The organism is Kinneretia sp. DJ1R-11 (assembly GCF_025717595.1).
In the GTDB taxonomy this organism is placed as follows: domain Bacteria; phylum Pseudomonadota; class Gammaproteobacteria; order Burkholderiales; family Burkholderiaceae_C; genus Paucibacter_A.
This window is the reverse complement of sequence record NZ_JAJIRR010000009.1, coordinates 92,581-108,113: the sequence shown is the minus strand read 5'-3', so window position 1 is coordinate 108,113 and position 15,533 is coordinate 92,581. Positions and strand designations below refer to the sequence as shown.

The following is a 15,533-nucleotide window of genomic DNA, read 5'->3' as shown; positions in this document are numbered from 1 at the left end:
AGGGCCACACCTCTTCCCCAAGCCGGTCGCAATCCCCTAGCATGTCAGCACAAACCCTATGCGAATGCCTGAACTTGCCCTCCCCCCCCCGGCCGCACCGACCACGCTGCGCGAAGGCACAGCCCTGGGCGTCTGGCGTCTCGCGGCTGCCGTGCATGGCGTCGACGGCGGACCCGGCGGCCAGTGGTACCGCGCCCAGCATGCGCTGGCCACGGGACAGTCCAGTGCCGTGCTGGTGCTGCCGCGCAGCGAACGCGCCGCGGGTGTGATGCTGCGTTTTGCCGACCAGGCGCATGACCTGGGTCAGCTCTCGCATGCCAAGATTTCTGTGCCCAGCGACAGCGGCGTGACGCCGCTGGGCCAGCCCTACATGATCCTCGGCTGGGCCGAAGGGCAACCCATCATCCGGGCCTGTTCGCACATGCCTTTGCGGGCTCGCTTGAGCCTGGTGGTGCAGCTCTGCGAGGTGCTGCGCTATGCCCACCAGCAAAGCTGGCTGCTGGCTGAGGTGGACCCCGGCATGATCTGGGTCACCCCCGACCAGCGATTGACCCTGATGGGCATGGGCTTGATGCGCATGCCCGACCCGCAAGATCCATTCGAGCGCGGCATGGGCCTGGGTTCGGTGCCCGGCTATGCCAGCCCCGAAGCTTTGGCCGGCGAGCCGCCCAGCCTGGGCAGCGAGGTCTACGGCCTCGGCGCTTTGCTTTATATGCTGGTCGATGGCCGTCTGCCCTCGGCTTTTGGTGGTGATGTCGATGAGGCCTCGCCCTCAGCCAGCTGGTCCAACCTCAGTGGCGCCGAGCAGTTCAGTCTGGACGCTTTGCTGCACAAAGCGGTGGCGCCCCGTGCCGATCGCCGCTATGTCAGTGCCGAGGCCCTGGCCGACGATTTGCGGGCCTGGCTGGCAGGCGAAAATCACTCGGCATTGAGTCTGACGCCGATGCCAGGTATGGACGCCGCCGCCGCTGATGACGAGACAGAAGCTGCTGAAGCAGGCGCCGGAGGTCTGCATGAGGCGCCGCGGCGCAGCAAGCGATTGGCCTTGGTCAGTGTGATCGCGGTCAGCCTCTTGGTCGGCGGTTGGCTGGGGCGCCAGTATCTGCAGGGGCCTGCGACCGCACAAAGCATCCCAGCTACCACCTCCTTGGCCAAAACCCAAGCGGCCTTGTCGGCGCCCCGGCAGACGCCCACAGCGCCGCTGGAGACTCGCAGGCGCCAACAGCTGGCCACGGGCGCCGGCGCCTTGCTCGCCGCGCCGATGGCCGACAGCGCCGAGCTGCGTCAGGTGTCGCTCAACGAGTGAGCGCCGGCCCGGCCTGATTCGACCGCGAAGCGCGCCGACACTTCAAGCGCGCTGCCCGCATCCCAGAGTTCCTTGACGCTGCGCAATTCCACCTCCAGCTTGGCTTGGCTGAGCTGGAAGCGCATATAGCCGTGCTGGTCGCCTCGCCCATAGCGCAGATGTGGGTTGTGTGGCAGCGCCCGGTCGATGCGGCTCTGATCCAGGCCCTGGCTGCTGATCGAGGTGCCGCAGAACTCCGTCGCCAGCACCGGGTTGCCGGTGCCGACAGGCAGATCGAAATCAGCGCGCAGGTCGGCCACATAGTTGGCATGCACATCACCGCCCAGCACCACGGCATTGCGCGGCTTGCGCGCCGCCATCTCGCTGAGCAGGCGCCGCCGGGCCAGCGGGTAGCCGTCCCAGCCATCGGTCCAGTAGACGCCCGGGCGCTCGGGGTTCTCCTGCCAGTTCATGCGTGCCATCAAGGTTTGTTGAGCGAGCAGATTCCAGGGACGGGAAGCATCCCAGCTCTGCGCCAGCCATTGCTCCTGCGCGGCGCCCAACAGGCTGCGCCGCGGGTCGAGAAAGTCGGGGCAGTCTTTGATGGACAAGGTGTTGGAGCCGCCGCGCCCGGGCTTGGGGCAGACCTGGGGGTCGCGCCATTGCCGGCCATCGACGCTGATGATGCGGGCCAGCTGACCCCAGTCGTAGCGCTCATGGATGCGGATTTCGTGGCCGCGCGGTCGCAAGGCTTTGGGAAAAGGCATGTGTTCCCAATACGCCTGCGCGGCCGCCACGCGGCGCTGCGGAAAATCGGCCTCCAGGCCTTGTGAGCTGTCGCCGGCCCAGTCGTTGTCGACCTCGTGGTCGTCCCAGGTGACGATCCAGGGGGCGCGGGCATGCATGGCCTGCAGCGCCGGGTCGCTCTTGTACTGTGCGTAGCGCTGTCGGTAGTCGTCCAGGCTGCGGCACAAACCGCCCTGGTGCACGCGCGGCGACGGGCCGCTGGCCGAGGCATTGGAGACCGCGGCGTACTCGTAGATGTAGTCGCCCAGGAACAGCACCAAATCCAGGTCCTGGCGCGCCATATCGGCCCAGGCGGCATAACGGCCATGGTCCCAGCGTTGGCAGGAGGCAATCGCGAAGCGCAGCTCGCTGACCTTGGCATCTGGGGCTGGCGCCGTGCGTGTGCGCCCAGCCATGCTGCGGGCGCCCAGGGCCGTGAAGCGGTACCAGTACCAGCGGTCTGGCTTGAGTCCGGCTGGCTCGGCATGGACGCTGTGGCCGTCTGCCGCCACGGCCAGCTCCTGTCCCTTGGCTACGGGCTTGGTGAAGCCCTCGTCCTCGGCCAACTCCCAGTCGACCTTCACCTGGGCCGGCAGCTCGCTCCCGCTCAACCGTGTCCACAGCACCAAGGTGCTCGGGCGCGGGCAGCCCGAGGCGATGCCGAGCGCGAAGCGCTCCACTGAGTCGGCCCGCGCGTGGCGGATGAAAAGGGGGGCGGTCGAGCCGGCCAGGGCACTCAGCAGCAATCGACGGCGCTGAGGAGAGGGCGTTGGGATGTTCATGAACGCAGCATAAAGCGGGACAGGCTCAGTTTCCGTGACGCCGGTGCCTTCAGCTTTCTGGTTGGCGCACGGTCACAGCTTCAGCCTGCCTCACGCCCGGCTCCTGCCTTGTTGCTCCAGCTCAGTCTGGAACTCTTACCCCCCATTGCCGCCCCAACTCACGCAGCACGCCCGTGCTGCGCAGCGTCTCCAGGCTGCGGTCCAGGTCCAGTCGCAGCGCTTCGCCTTGGGCGTTGCGAGGGTAGGCGAAGTGGCCGGCCTGCACGGCGATCGGCGGTTGCAAGGGCACAAACTGCTGCGTCAGGCCCAGGGTCTCCAGCACTGGCGTGGTGTTGCGCTCGTTGCTGGCCAGCAGTTCGATGCGGCCGCGTTGCAGCATGCGCAGACCAGTGGCGACGTCGCCGGGGTTGCTGATCTGGAGCTTGCTGCGGGCTTGCTCGACGGCTTCGCCATAGGCCCAGCCCAGGACCAGGCCGACCGAGCGCCCGGACAAGCTGTTCCAGTCACCGCGCCAGAGCTCGGCCTTGGCCGGGCTGGCGTAGAAGACCAGGGCATCCTCATAGAAAGCCAGTTGCGAGAACAGGAAACGGCCCAGGCGTTCCGGGCTGCGGTAGGGGCCGATCAAGACGTCGGCCTGGCCTTGCTCCACCATCAGCTGGGCCCGCGCCCAGGGCAGGACCTCGAAACGCAGGCTGTGACCTTGCTGTGCAGCGGCGCGGTTCAACAGGTCCACGGCCATGCCGCGCGCCAGCCCTTTGGAGTCCAGCTCCAGGACACGCGGGAACTGCGTGCCCACGGCCAGCAGCTCCCGGGCCTGAACCGCACTGCCAAGCAACACGCAAAGCAGGCCGCAGAGCAGCAGGGCGGTGGAGCGGAGGCGCGCGGTCATCGGCATGCGGGGCAGTTTATGGGCGGCGGGCCGGGCAGCGGCCACGAATGGCTATCATCGCCCGTTCTCCCCTCCGCTCGCCATGTCTGCCAAGCCCGCCTCCAAGCTCAACCCCGCCCAGCTCCAGGCCGTCCACCATCTGGATGGTCCTTGCCTGGTGATTGCGGGCGCCGGCTCGGGCAAAACCAGCGTCATCACCCAGAAGATTGCGCGCCTGCTGCATGCTGGCTATGCGGCCAAGCACATCGGCGCCATCACCTTCACGAACAAGGCTTCGCAGGAAATGCGCGAGCGTGCCAAGAGCCTGATCGGCCCGCGCGCGGCCAAGGATCTTGTGATTTCCACCTTCCACTCGCTGGGCGTGCGCATCCTGCGCCAGGAGGGCACGCGTGTCGGTCTGAAGGAGCAGTTCTCCATTCTCGACAGCGACGATGTGCTGGGTCTTTTGCGCGACGCCGGCGGCACGGTCGACGCCAACCAGGCGAAATCCTGGCAGTGGACCATCTCGATGTGGAAGAACCAGGGCCTGACGCCCAAGCAGGCCATGGCCATGGCCCGCGACGACAACGAACGCGCCGCGGCCGTCGTCATGGAGCGCTACCAGGAGCGCCTGGCCGCTTACCAAGCGGTGGACTTTGATGATTTGATCAGCCTGCCGCTGCGCCTGCTCAGCGAGGACGCCGAGGCGCGCGGCCGTTGGCAGGACCAGCTGCGCTATGTGCTGGTGGACGAATATCAAGACACCAATGCCGTGCAGTACGACCTGCTCAAGGTGCTGGTCGGTCCGCGCGCCATGTTCACCGCCGTGGGCGATGACGACCAGAGCATCTACGGCTGGCGCGGCGCCACCATCGAAAACCTCAAACGCCTGCCGGTCGACTACCCGCACCTGAAGGTGATTCCGCTGGAGCAGAACTACCGCTCCACCGGCGCCATCTTGCGCGCGGCCAACAATGTCATCGCCACCAACCCCAAGCTGTTCGAGAAGAAGCTGTGGAGCGATTTTGGCGATGGCGAGCCGGTCAGCCTGATCGAGTCGGACGGCGAGGAACATGAGGCCGAGCGCGCCGTGGCGCGCATCCAGGCCTTGCGCGGCGATGGCAAGGCCAAGGACTTCAAGGAGTTCGCCATCCTCTACCGCGCCAACCACCAGGCGCGCATCTTCGAACAGGCCCTGCGCCGCGCCAACATCCCTTACAAGGTTTCAGGCGGCCAGAGCTTTTTCGACAAGAGCGAGATCAAGGACTTGTGTGCCTGGCTGCGCCTGCTGGTCAACCAGGACGATGACCCGGCATTCCTGCGCGCCATTACCACCCCGAAGCGCGGCATCGGCCACCAGACCCTGGGCGCGCTGAGCCAGTTTGCTGGGCAGTGGAAATGCAGCATGTACGAGGCTTTGTTCGCCGAGAGCTTGGGTGCCGTGCTGAGCAAGAAGGCGATCGGCTCGCTCCACGAATTTGGCCGTTATGTCAATGAGCTGGAATACCGGGCCCGCCACACCGAGGGCGCCGAGCCGGCCAAGGCGCTGCTGCTGGAGTGGCTCAAGGACATCGGCTACGAGCAGCACCTGATCGAGAGCGAGGAGAACGAGAAGGTCGGCATGGCGCGCTGGAACAATGTGCTCGACTTTGTCGATTGGGTGGCCAAGCGCTGCGGCGGCCAGGTCACCAATGACGGCGGCACGACCATGGAGGCGCAGAAGGAGTCGGTGCTGCAGGTGGCGCAGACCATCAGCGTCATCATCTCTCTGTCCGAACGCAATGAAGAGCAGGATCAGGTGACCCTGACCACGCTGCATGCGTCCAAGGGCCTGGAGTGGCCGCATGTGTTTCTGGCCAGCGTCAACGAAGGCCTGCTGCCCTTCAAGGCCGATGACGAGGACATGACCGCACAGCGCCTGGAAGAAGAGCGGCGCCTGATGTATGTGGGCATCACGCGGGCGCGCACCACCTTGGCCGTCAGCACCTTGCGGCGGCGCAAGAAGAACCGTGAGCTGGTGATGGGCGTGCCCAGCCGCTTCATCACCGAGATGCGCTTGAACGAAGGTTCGGGCAAGGAAGACCCGCGCGAGAAGCTCAAGCGACTGCGCGAGACCTTCGCGGCCAAGGGCGCCGCGTCCAATGCTGCGCAGGCGGCGCAGGTCGAGAAGCCAGGCGGCTGATCGATCAAGGCTCGCCGGCGTCTGTGTCCTCGCCGACGCTGCCTTCTTTGGGCGGCCGGCCGCGCGGGCTGCGGTTCACCGCCGGTTTGATGCCGCGCCGCGCCAAGGCCTCGCGCAGCAAATACTCGATCTGCGCATTGGCCGAGCGCAGCTCCTGCGCCGCCAGGCGCTCGATCTCGGCCCAGAGCGCCGGATCCAGGCGCAAGGCGAAGCTCTTTTTGTCGGGGCTGGCCATGGAAGATCAGTGCAGAGGCTGGGGTGGCCTCAGTTGTACAGCGTGCCGGTGTTGATGATGGGCTGCGTCTCCTTGTCCGAGCACAGCACGACCAGCAGGTTGGAGACCATGGCCGCCTTGCGCTCGTCGTCGAGCTCGACGATGGCGCGCTCGCTCAAACCCTTGAGCGCCTCTTCCACCATGCTGACCGCGCCGATGACGATCTTCTTGCGGGCGCTGATGATGGCCTCGGCCTGCTGGCGGCGCAGCATCACCTGGGCGATCTCGGGTGCGTAGGCCAGGTGGGTGATCTTGGCGTCCTGCACTTCGACGCCGGCATCACCGAAGCGTTCCTGCAATTGCTTGACCAGGGCGGCGGCCACCTCGTCCTGGCCGGCGCGCAAGGTGATCTCGCCGGAGTGGATGTCGTCGCCCTCGTCGTAGGCGAACTGCGCCGCCAGATGGCGGATGGCCGCTTCGGCCTGAATGCGCACATAGACCTCGAAATCGTCGACCTCGAAGACCGCGCGCGCCGTGTCCCGCACCCGCCAGACCACGGCCGCGCTGATCTCCACCGGGTTGCCGCGCTTGTCATTGACCTTGAGCGTGGGCGCATTGAAATTGCGTGAGCGCAGCGAGATTTTGCGCTTGAGCATCAACGGGTTGGCCCAACGCAGGCCTTCGCGGCGGTCGCTGCCACAGTAACGGCCGAACAGGGTCAGGATGCGCGCTTCATTGGGCTGCTGCATATAGAGGCCGGCCAGGGCCAGGATGCCGACCAGCACCAGGGCCAAACCGGGCAGCAAGGCCCAGGGCCCCAGGCTGACCGTGCTGATCACCAGGGCCGTGCCGCCGGCCAAGCCGATCAGGGCCAGGGTCACGGCCAGGGCGCCGCTGTGTGTGCGTGCGGCAGTTTCGGTGCGAAATTCTTGCTGGGTTCTCATCGCGTCCTCCGATTAAAGGTGATATCACTTTAATCTCAATTGACGGATTGTCAATCGGGGCGGGATGGGGTGCGAGATGAGGCTGAGAAGAGCAGCTGGCGGCACAAAGCAGCCGAATACAAAAGGCAAGCACGGAGGCACAGAGGCACAGAGAAATACAAAGCCGAATTGGTTTTTGCTCTGTGCCTCCGTGCCTCTGTGGTTGCAATTGAATTTCCGCTACGTGCCGGAAGCAGACCCTAGCGGCCCATCTGCGGGGCCGCCGGGCCTACATGCCCTTGAACAGATGCGTGTAGCTGCGGCTGACTTCGAGCTTTTCGCTCAGGCCCTTGACGCCCACCATCTGGCGGCCGCGGAAGTCGCGCGTGATGCCATCGATGGCGCGGGCATTGACCAGGGTGGAGCGATGGATCTGCCAGAACAGGCTGGGGTCGAGCTCGTCCACCAGTTCCTTGATGGGCTTGCGGATCAGGGCCTCGACCCGGGCTGTCTGCACCCGGGTGTACTTTTCATCGCTGATGAAGAACAGCACGTCCTCGACCGGGATCATCTGGATGGCCGGGCCCACCGTGGCCTGGATCCACTGCAGATAGTCGGGCTTGGCGCCCGGGTTGAGCTGACCGGAGAGCTTGTGCAGCAGCTGCTGCAGCGGTGCGCCGGCCGGCTCGGCGGTGTCGGGCACGGCGGCCTCGCTGCGCTGGGCCAGGCGTTTCTTGATGCGCTCCACCGTCACCAGCAGGCGCTCGCGTTCGGCGGGCTTGAGCACATAGTCGGCCACGCCTTGTTCGAAGGCCTCGACAGCGTACTGGTCGTAGGCGGTGATGAAGACGATCTCGGGCACCAGCCAGCTGTCATCCTCGGGCAGCTGGGCGATCTGGCGCGCGGCGTCCACGCCGGTCAGGCCCGGCATGCGGATGTCCAGGAACACCAGATCCGGCCGGTGTTCGCGCACCAACTCCACCGCTTCCAGCCCGTTCTTGGCCTCGGCCACGATGTCAAGGTCGGGCCAGACCTCGGTCAGGCGGCTGCGCAGCTGCTCGCGCATCAGGCGCTCGTCGTCGGCCAGGATGGCGCGCACACGGGTGGGGGCGGTGGAGGTGTTCGGCGTGTTCATGCGCGGATGTTATGTCGGGATTTGGGCTTCAAACGCGGGCTGACGGTTTGGCACGGCGGTCACGCAGCAGCAGCCAGATCAGCAGGCCCAGCAGGATGAAGGGCGACCCAAGCAGTGCGCCGACGCTGAACATGGCCGCCAGGCCCATGCCCAGCACACCGAGCAGCACGCCGCCGACGATCAACAGCGGCAGGCCGACGCCGAGCAGCAGCACGAAGGGCAGGACGAACACCATCACAAAGCCCACGGCCAAGCCGCCCAGCAAGAGTTCGCCCCAGTGGCTGACGCCGAACTCGTGCAGTCCGAGTTCCTGCAGGCCCAGGTCTTCACCGTTGATGCTGACGCTGACGCCCGGGTGGGCCAACATCTCCTGCCACATCCAGATGCCCGACACCGCAGCCACCAGGGCGAGAACCAGGCTCAGGGCCAGGATGAATTTGGCAAAGCTCTTCATACGGATGCTCCTTGTTGATCGTCGGCACGGCTGCGGTAGGGCACGGTGATGGTCACCACGGTGCCGCTGGGTTGGTTCTCGGTGACGGTGACGCTGGCGCGCGAGCCGTAGAGGATCATCAGTCGCTCGCGGATATTGGCCAGGCCCACGCCGGTGCCGGCGGTGGCTGCGCGGCCGAAGCCCAGGCCGGTGTCGGCCACGGTGACGGCCAGCTTGCCATGCGTGACTTCGGCTTTGACCAGCAGGCGGCCACCTTCGGCCTTGGGCTCCAGGCCATGCTTGATCGCGTTCTCGACCAGGCTCTGGATCATCATGGGCGGGAACTCGGCCGAAAGCAGGCCCTCGGGCACGGCGATCTCGGTCTGCAGCCGCTCTTCCATGCGCATCTGCAGGATCTCAAGGTATGGCTTGATGACGGCCAGTTCGCGGCCCAGATCGCGCACGCCGCTGGCGTTCGCCTCGCGCATGGTGGGCATGGACGCGCGCAGCAGGGCGATCAGGTTTTTCTGCATCTGCGAAGCGCGCGGCGGGTCGGTTTCGATCAGATGGTCGATGGAGGCCAGGGTGTTGAACAGGAAGTGCGGCTCAACTTGGGCCTGCATGGCGGCCATGCGTGCCTCGATGACCTGGCGCTTGAGCGATTCGGCCTCGGCCGTCTCGGTCGCCTGGGCGGCTTTCACCTCGGCCTGGATGCGGCCCTTGTAGGTGATTTTGATCAGTACCGAGCCCAGCACCCAGAGCGCGGCCAGGTCGACCAGGAAGTCACCGAAATGGATGACTCGCACACGTGACTGCGGGCCGCTGTTCTGCGCCTGCTCGATCAGGCGCTCGGTTTCGGCGCGCACTTCTTCGGCGGCTTGTTTGGCGTCCTGGGCATCCTGGGCCTCTTGTTCGGCGCGTTCCTGGGCTTCACGGGCGTTCTCGGCAATTTTCTCCAACGAGGCGCGGGCTTCCTCGACCGCTCTGCGAATTTCAGCGCGGTCGCCCGAGGCGGGGAAGGGGATGTTCACGCCGCCTTGTTCGCCGGCGGCCTCCGAGGCGGCCTTGTCGCTGCTCTTTTCGCTGCCCTTTTCTTTGGGCACCACACGCACGCCGTGTTCGTCGATGCTGATTTCGTAATGGATGCCGCGGCTGTCGGCGGGCTTGGCCGCTTTCTCGGCTTTTTCCGGCTTTTCGGCCTTGGGTGCTGGCGGCAGGCGCGGCAGCTTGCTGCGCGGCACGGAGCTTTCTTCGACCTGTTCGGTGATGCGCCAGGTGAAGGGTGGCAGGTTCGACACCATATTGGCGCCGATCAGCAGCAGCACCGCGAGGATGATGAAGTTCTTCCAGCTGATGCTGACCAGCCAGCCTGCGTAGATGTGAAACCAGCGCAGCACCAGCGCGGAGATCTGCTGCCAGCGTTGGTAGGGCGTCGGAGATGAGGCGGGCGAGGGGGGCATGGGCTTGGGGAATACCTTGGGTCTTTGCTCGCACTGTACGCAAGCCGCACCGGGCGGGCGATGTGCCCGCGACACACCGTGTGGGCGGACGGCTGAATTGCAGGAACGGGCGACAGTCCGGCAGGCCGGCCGGAAGCCGCCGCCAGACCGCCCGTGGCCCTCTGTGACGGACTTCACGAAACACCATGAAAAAGCCCGCCGGCCGAGGGCTCGGCGGGCGGGCAGGTGGTCGGGCGTCGGTGCCGAATTACTGCTTGACGGCTTCGACCTGGATCACCAGCTTGACGGTCTTGGGGAAGCCCCAAGCCAGGCCGTAATCCACGCCCCATTGGGTGCGGTCGATGGTGGCTTCGAAGTCGCCGCCGCAGACTTCGCGCTTGAGCATGGGGCTCTGGTAGCAACCAAAGCCGATGGCCTTGAGCGTGACCGGGGCGGTCTTGCCCTTGAGGGTCAGCTCGCCGGCCACCTCGGTGACCTTGTCGCCAGCGAAGCTGAACTTGTCGCCCACGAACTTGGCGGTGGCGAACTTGGCAGCGTCGAAGATGTCTTCGCTTTGCAGGTGCTTGTCGAAGGCGGCCGAGCCGCTGTTGATGCTCGCCATCTGCAGGGTCAGCTCAACGCGGCCGGTCTTGGCTGCGCGGTCCAGGGTGACCGTGCCTTCCTTCTTGTCGAAGCGGCCTCGGTTGGTGGACACGCCGAAGTGCGAGATCTCGAAGGTGGCGTAGGTATGGGTCGGCTCGATGGCGTAGGTGGCCGATTCAGCTTGCGCGAAGCCGGCGGTGGCCAGGGTCAGGGCGGCGATCAGGGTCTTTTTCATCTCGGAACTTCCTTGGGTAAAAAGCAGGGTTGACGGTGGTTTTCAGGAGGGAAACGTGGCGGCTTTCGGCCTCAGAGCGGTGCGATGCCGCTGAACAGCAGCTTGAACTTCACTTGCACCTCGTTGGCGACCATGGAGGTGTCGGCCCATTCGCCGTCACCGATCTTGAATTCCAGGCGCTTGAGCACGAAGGCGCCGGTGGCCGTGGTCACGCCGCCGGCTTGGGTCAGGCTGATGGGCACGCTCAGGTCGCGGCTCTGTCCCTTGATGCTGAGCTTTCCGCTGACCTCGAACTTGCCGCCGCCCAGGGCCTTGATGGCATTGCTCTGGAAGCTGGCCTGGGGCAGGCGCTTGCTGTCAAACCAGGCGGCCTTGGCCAGTTCCGCGTCGAACTCTGGTGCGCCGATGCTGGCGCTGGCCAGCTCGATGCTGAAGGCGACCCGGCCGGTCTCGGGCTTCTTGGGGTCGAAGGCGAGCTGGGCGTCGAACTTTTTGAAGCGGCCCTCCACCGGCACGCCCATCTGGCGGCTGACGAACAGCAACTCGCTGCCCGCGGCCTGCAGCTGGGGCGTGGCGGCCACGGCCGCCGCCGCTGGGGCCGTGGGCTTGGTGGCCGCAGGTTTGCTCTCTGCCCCGCTGGCGGGCAGGGTGGCGAACAGGCTGGCGGCCAGCAGGGCGTGCATCAATCGCGTGGTTTTCATGGCTCGGGCTTTCGGTTCGTGAATCGTGGGGTCAGCGGCGCGCCGGCATCATGCGCAGCAACAGGCCGTCGCGGTCCATCAGCTGGTGTTTCAGTGCGGCGGCGATGTGCATCAGCACCAGGCCAGCCATGGCGAAGGCCAACAGCTTGTGGGCCTGCTTGAGCGTTTCGGCCAGGGCCTTGTCCACCGGCACAAAGTCGGGCAGCGGCAGCACTCCGAACCAGACGATGGGGAAGCCGGCCGCTGAGCTGTAGGCCCAGCCCGCCAGGGGCACGGCGAAGAACAGCAGGTAAAGCAGCAGATGGGTGGCGTGGGCAGCCCGTGCCTGCCAGGCCGGCATGGGCGCATCGGCGGGCGGGCGGTGGCCCAGGCGCCAGAGCAGGCGCACGGTGGACAGCAGCAGGATGGTCACGCCGGCCCATTTGTGCCAGCTGTAGAGCTTGATGCGGCTGGGCGAGAAGGGCAGGTCTGCCATGTACACCCCGAAGCCGAAGGTGGCGATGATCAGGACGGCCAGCAGCCAGTGCAAGGCCATGGCCAGCGGGCTGTAGCGCTGTACAGCGGACTCAGGGGCGGAAGCAGGTGCTGAAGTCGTCATGGCGGTCTGGCGCGTGGCGCCGGTGTGTCGCAATGTCGGCAGTGTGCGCCGTGACCCTGACCCGGCGGTTCATGGCGCTTGATGCCAGGGTTCAGGGAATTTGAATACTGCCCTAGGTCAATCTTCACCTTCACGGCGCGCTCACGGCCTCGTCACGCCCCAGTCACTGTGATGGGCGCAAGATGCCTGCCACTGGAAGTTGTGTTTACCGGAGTGCTTGTCATGGACATCGTCAGCAAGATTGAAGCCCTGTTTCAGCGCCGTGGCGCCCTGCTGTACACGGGCCAGCGCCTGGAGCGTCGAGAGGCTGTGAGCGCGCTCGAACATGCGCTGCAGTGCGCGCAGTTGGCCGAATGGGCCCATGCCGACAATGCCTTGGTGGCGGCCGCCTTTCTGCACGATCTCGGCCAGCTGCTCGACGCACCTGCCGAGGCAGTGTTGCACGACGACCAACATGAGAGCCGCGCCCTGGTGCTGTTGTCCAGCGGCGGTTTCAGCGCCGAGGTGCTGGAGCCCATCCGCCTTCATGTGCAGGCCAAGCGCTTTTTGGTCGGTAGTGACCCGGCCTATGCCGAGAGCTTGTCGGCAGCCTCCCTGCACTCGCTGTCCTTGCAGGGCGGGCGCATGAATGCCGAGGAGCGCCTGCTCTTCCTCGCCCAGCCGCAAGCCTCGCGGGCCATCCAGTTGCGTCGCTGGGATGACCTGGCCAAGCACCCGGGCAAGCGCACGCCGCCGCTGGCCTACTACCTCGACCTGCTCGACGGGGTGTTGCAAGATGCACGTCAACCCGCGCGCGTGATGTTGGCTTGATGAAACTCGCGTTCCGGCCCTTGTCCTTGGGCTAGCATCCTGCTCATGAAAAACACGCTTTTGAACCGTGCCGCCGGCGCGTCGGTCTGTCTGCTGCTGGCATTCGCGTTGAGCGGCTGTGCCAGCATGAGCGAATCGCAATGCCGGCAGGCCGATTGGTCGGCGCGCGGCCTGGCCGACGGGCGCGAAGGCCGCAGCGCGCAGCGCCTGGACGACCATGTGGAGGCCTGTGCCAAGATCGGCGTCGCACCCGATCGCGCCGCCTGGAATCAGGGTTGGGAGCAAGGCATTCGCAGCTTTTGCACGGCCAGCTCGGGTTGGCGCGAGGGTTCGCGCAACCAGACCTACTGGGGCGGCTGTCGCGGCCAGGCCGGCGAAGATGCCTTCATGAACCATTACCAGCTGGGCCAGCAGCTCTACGCCCTGCAGCAGCAAGTGCAACGCAATGATGGCGAGTTGCAGCGTCTGGATCAGGTCTTGCGCAATGCCAAGACCGATGAGGAACGCACCAATGTGCGCGCCCAGATGCGTCGCCTGGACAGCGATCAGCTGCGCCTGCGCGCCCTGATCACCGGCATGCACTTGGTGGCGCCGCGTTGATCTTCCGCGCCTGGTGATCGCCCAGCGGGCAGACTCTTTTTCATGAACCGACCGATCGCGGCCGAACAGGCCAGTGTGGACGAGGAGTTGCTGCGCCTGCTGGCGCAGCAAGGCCGGCGTATGCCTTATCCGGTGGGCATCAGCGCCGCAGTGATTTGCGTCATGGCCTGGCAGGGCAGTGGTCATTGGCTGACCCTGCTTTGGCTGGCCGTGGTCCTGGCCGTGCTGGCGCTGCGTTGGTGGGGCCTGGGACGTCTGGCCAGCTGGCGCCATCTGTCCCTCGCGCGCCGCCTGCGCGCTGCCATCGGCTTGAGCCTGCTCAACGGTCTGGTGTTCAGTGCCTCCCTGGGCTTTGTGCCGTTTTTTGATGACTACCAGCGCATGGTGCAGACCATGCTGTTGCTGGGCCTGTGTGCCGGCTCGGTCGCGACCACGGCCGGCTATGCGCCGGTGCTCTTGGCCTTTTTGCTGCCGGTCAGTCTGGCCAACAGCCTGTCCTGGCTGGTTTGGCATGCCGGTGGCCGGGACAGCAGCTGGCTGGAAGTCGCCCTGGGCGCGCTGATCCTTGGCTTCGCCTGGATTCTGGCCAGCCTCGGGCGCGACGCCTACCGTGTGTTCGTCGAGTCGGTGTTGATCCGCCAGCAGCAGGCGCAGACCAACCAGCAGCTGCGTCTGGCCTTGCAAAAAGCCGAGCAGGCCATGGAGGCCAAGACCCGCTTCCTGGCCTCGGCCAGCCATGATCTGCGTCAGCCCATGCACACCCTGTCCCTGCTCGGCTCGGCCCTGGTGCGGCGCCCGCTGGACAGCGAGAGCAGCGAAATCGGCCGACATATGAACCTTGCCTTGCAGTCCCTGGCTTCGCAGATGGACGGCCTGCTCGACATCTCCAAGCTCGATGCCCAGGTGGTGCCGGTGGCCAACCAGGTGTTCTGCCTGAGCAGCTGGCTGCAGCGCCTCTGCCAGGAAATGGCGCAGACGGCCGAAGGCAAGGGACTGAGCCTGAAACTGGACTGCCCGGCCGCTGTCTATGTGGACACCGACCCCCTGCTGCTCGAGCGCGTGCTTCGCAATCTGATCGACAACGCAATCAAGTACACCGACCAGGGCGGCGTGCATGTCGAGGTGGTGGCCGAGACCGACGACGAGGACGGCGAGGATCTGATCTGGCGCATCAATGTCCGCGACACCGGGCGCGGTATTGCGCCGGCCGAGCAGTCGCGCATCTTCGAAGAGTTCTACCAAATCGGCAATGCCGAGCGCGACCGTGCCAAGGGCCTGGGCCTGGGGCTGTCCATCGTCAGCCGCATGGTTGACCTGCTGGACCTGCCGCTGCAGCTCTGTTCCACGCCCGGCCAGGGCAGCTGTTTCAGCCTCAGCATTGCCGCGGCCGAAGGCAGCGGCGTGCCCGAGCTGGCGCCGGCCGGAGCAGCCAGGCGACTGCCGCATCTCTATGTGCTCGTGCTCGACGACGAAGCGCCGGTTCGCGAGGCCATGCGAGCCTTGCTGAGCAGCCATGGCTGCGAGGTGGTCACCACCGGCAGCACGCGCGAGGCCTTGCTCAAGTGCATGGTGCGCCGCCCCGACATCGTCCTGACCGATTTCCGCCTGCGCGATGGCGACGACGGCATCTCGGCCCTGAACAGCCTGCGCAATGCCTTGCCCGGTCTGCCAGCCGTGCTGATCACCGGCGACACCGCGCCCGAGCGCTTGCGCGAAGCCCATGCCGCGGGCCTGGTGCTGCTGCACAAGCCGGTGCTTGAAGAGCAACTGGTGGCCGCCATCCATACCGCCTTGATGGAGGCCGGCGGCGTCAGCCCCATCAGCCGGGTGTTGGCGGGCACGGCCTGAGCGCTGTGGCGCGTCCACTGCGCCCCATGTTTTGCCGAGCTGCTGGACGCCCCTAAGATGCAGGCAGCAGCCTTGGCGACCGCCAAGACCA

General features: G+C 66.0%; 15 protein-coding genes. 5 read left to right on the top strand and 10 right to left on the bottom strand.

Annotated features, from left to right (window positions below; all coding sequences use genetic code 11):
• The first annotated feature begins 64 nt into the window (after positions 1-64).
• The gene (locus LNV23_RS15770) at positions 65-1,306 is read left to right on the top strand and encodes a serine/threonine protein kinase (RefSeq protein WP_263563848.1); all 1,242 of its coding nucleotides are present in this window, start codon (positions 65-67) and stop codon (positions 1,304-1,306) included.
• Here LNV23_RS15770 and LNV23_RS15765 read toward each other — a convergent pair.
• A complete protein-coding gene (locus tag LNV23_RS15765) occupies positions 1,285-2,853 on the bottom strand; it encodes an alkaline phosphatase D family protein (protein ID WP_263563847.1) in 1,569 nt (522 codons plus the stop codon). The two genes, LNV23_RS15770 and LNV23_RS15765, sit on opposite strands and share 22 nt — an antisense overlap.
• Positions 2,854-2,974: 121 nt before the next feature.
• A complete protein-coding gene (locus LNV23_RS15760; RefSeq protein ID WP_263563846.1) occupies positions 2,975-3,748 on the bottom strand; it encodes a substrate-binding periplasmic protein in 774 nt (257 codons plus the stop codon).
• 76 nt (positions 3,749-3,824) lie between these two features.
• Between LNV23_RS15760 and LNV23_RS15755 the strand changes: the two genes are divergently transcribed.
• The gene (locus LNV23_RS15755; RefSeq protein ID WP_263563845.1) at positions 3,825-5,903 is read left to right on the top strand and encodes an ATP-dependent helicase; all 2,079 of its coding nucleotides are present in this window, start codon (positions 3,825-3,827) and stop codon (positions 5,901-5,903) included.
• 4 nt (positions 5,904-5,907) lie between these two features.
• On the opposite strand, the gene LNV23_RS15750 is transcribed toward LNV23_RS15755, so the two are convergent.
• From LNV23_RS15750 to LNV23_RS15715, 8 genes are all read right to left on the bottom strand, one after another.
• Positions 5,908-6,138: a type II toxin-antitoxin system antitoxin gene (locus LNV23_RS15750; protein ID WP_263563844.1), complete on the bottom strand. Its 231-nt coding sequence runs from the start codon at positions 6,136-6,138 to the stop codon at positions 5,908-5,910.
• A 29-nt stretch (positions 6,139-6,167) separates the two neighbouring features.
• A complete protein-coding gene (locus LNV23_RS15745) occupies positions 6,168-7,061 on the bottom strand; it encodes an SPFH domain-containing protein (protein WP_263517763.1) in 894 nt (297 codons plus the stop codon).
• A 268-nt stretch (positions 7,062-7,329) separates the two neighbouring features.
• Positions 7,330-8,175, bottom strand: coding sequence for a LytR/AlgR family response regulator transcription factor (locus LNV23_RS15740; RefSeq protein ID WP_263563843.1), 846 nt, complete (start codon positions 8,173-8,175; stop codon positions 7,330-7,332).
• Between the two features lie 28 nt (positions 8,176-8,203).
• On the bottom strand, positions 8,204-8,629 hold the full coding sequence (locus tag LNV23_RS15735) for a hypothetical protein (protein ID WP_263563842.1): 426 nt from the start codon (positions 8,627-8,629) through the stop codon (positions 8,204-8,206).
• A complete protein-coding gene (locus LNV23_RS15730) occupies positions 8,626-10,068 on the bottom strand; it encodes a sensor histidine kinase (RefSeq protein WP_263563841.1) in 1,443 nt (480 codons plus the stop codon). The genes LNV23_RS15735 and LNV23_RS15730 overlap by 4 nt, the downstream gene beginning before the upstream one ends.
• Positions 10,069-10,315: 247 nt before the next feature.
• Positions 10,316-10,885, bottom strand: a complete 570-nt coding sequence (locus LNV23_RS15725) for a YceI family protein (RefSeq protein ID WP_263563840.1) — start codon at positions 10,883-10,885, stop codon at positions 10,316-10,318.
• 71 nt (positions 10,886-10,956) lie between these two features.
• On the bottom strand, positions 10,957-11,586 hold the full coding sequence (locus LNV23_RS15720; protein WP_263563839.1) for a YceI family protein: 630 nt from the start codon (positions 11,584-11,586) through the stop codon (positions 10,957-10,959).
• Between the two features lie 31 nt (positions 11,587-11,617).
• Positions 11,618-12,184, bottom strand: a complete 567-nt coding sequence (locus LNV23_RS15715; RefSeq protein ID WP_263563838.1) for a cytochrome b — start codon at positions 12,182-12,184, stop codon at positions 11,618-11,620.
• A gap of 222 nt (positions 12,185-12,406) precedes the next feature.
• Here LNV23_RS15715 and LNV23_RS15710 point away from each other — a divergent pair, with 222 nt between their 5' ends.
• The 3 genes from LNV23_RS15710 to LNV23_RS15700 are packed head-to-tail and all read left to right on the top strand — an operon-like array spanning position 12,407 to position 15,442.
• Positions 12,407-12,994 carry an HD domain-containing protein gene (locus LNV23_RS15710; protein WP_263563837.1) on the top strand — a complete coding sequence of 196 codons (588 nt, stop codon included), beginning with the start codon at positions 12,407-12,409 and terminating at the stop codon, positions 12,992-12,994.
• A gap of 45 nt (positions 12,995-13,039) precedes the next feature.
• Positions 13,040-13,594 carry a DUF2799 domain-containing protein gene (locus tag LNV23_RS15705; protein ID WP_263563836.1) on the top strand — a complete coding sequence of 185 codons (555 nt, stop codon included), beginning with the start codon at positions 13,040-13,042 and terminating at the stop codon, positions 13,592-13,594.
• Positions 13,595-13,636: 42 nt separating this feature from the next.
• Entirely contained in the window at positions 13,637-15,442 is a 1,806-nt protein-coding gene (locus tag LNV23_RS15700; protein ID WP_263563835.1) for an ATP-binding response regulator, read from the top strand.
• The last annotated feature ends 91 nt before the right edge of the window (positions 15,443-15,533 follow it).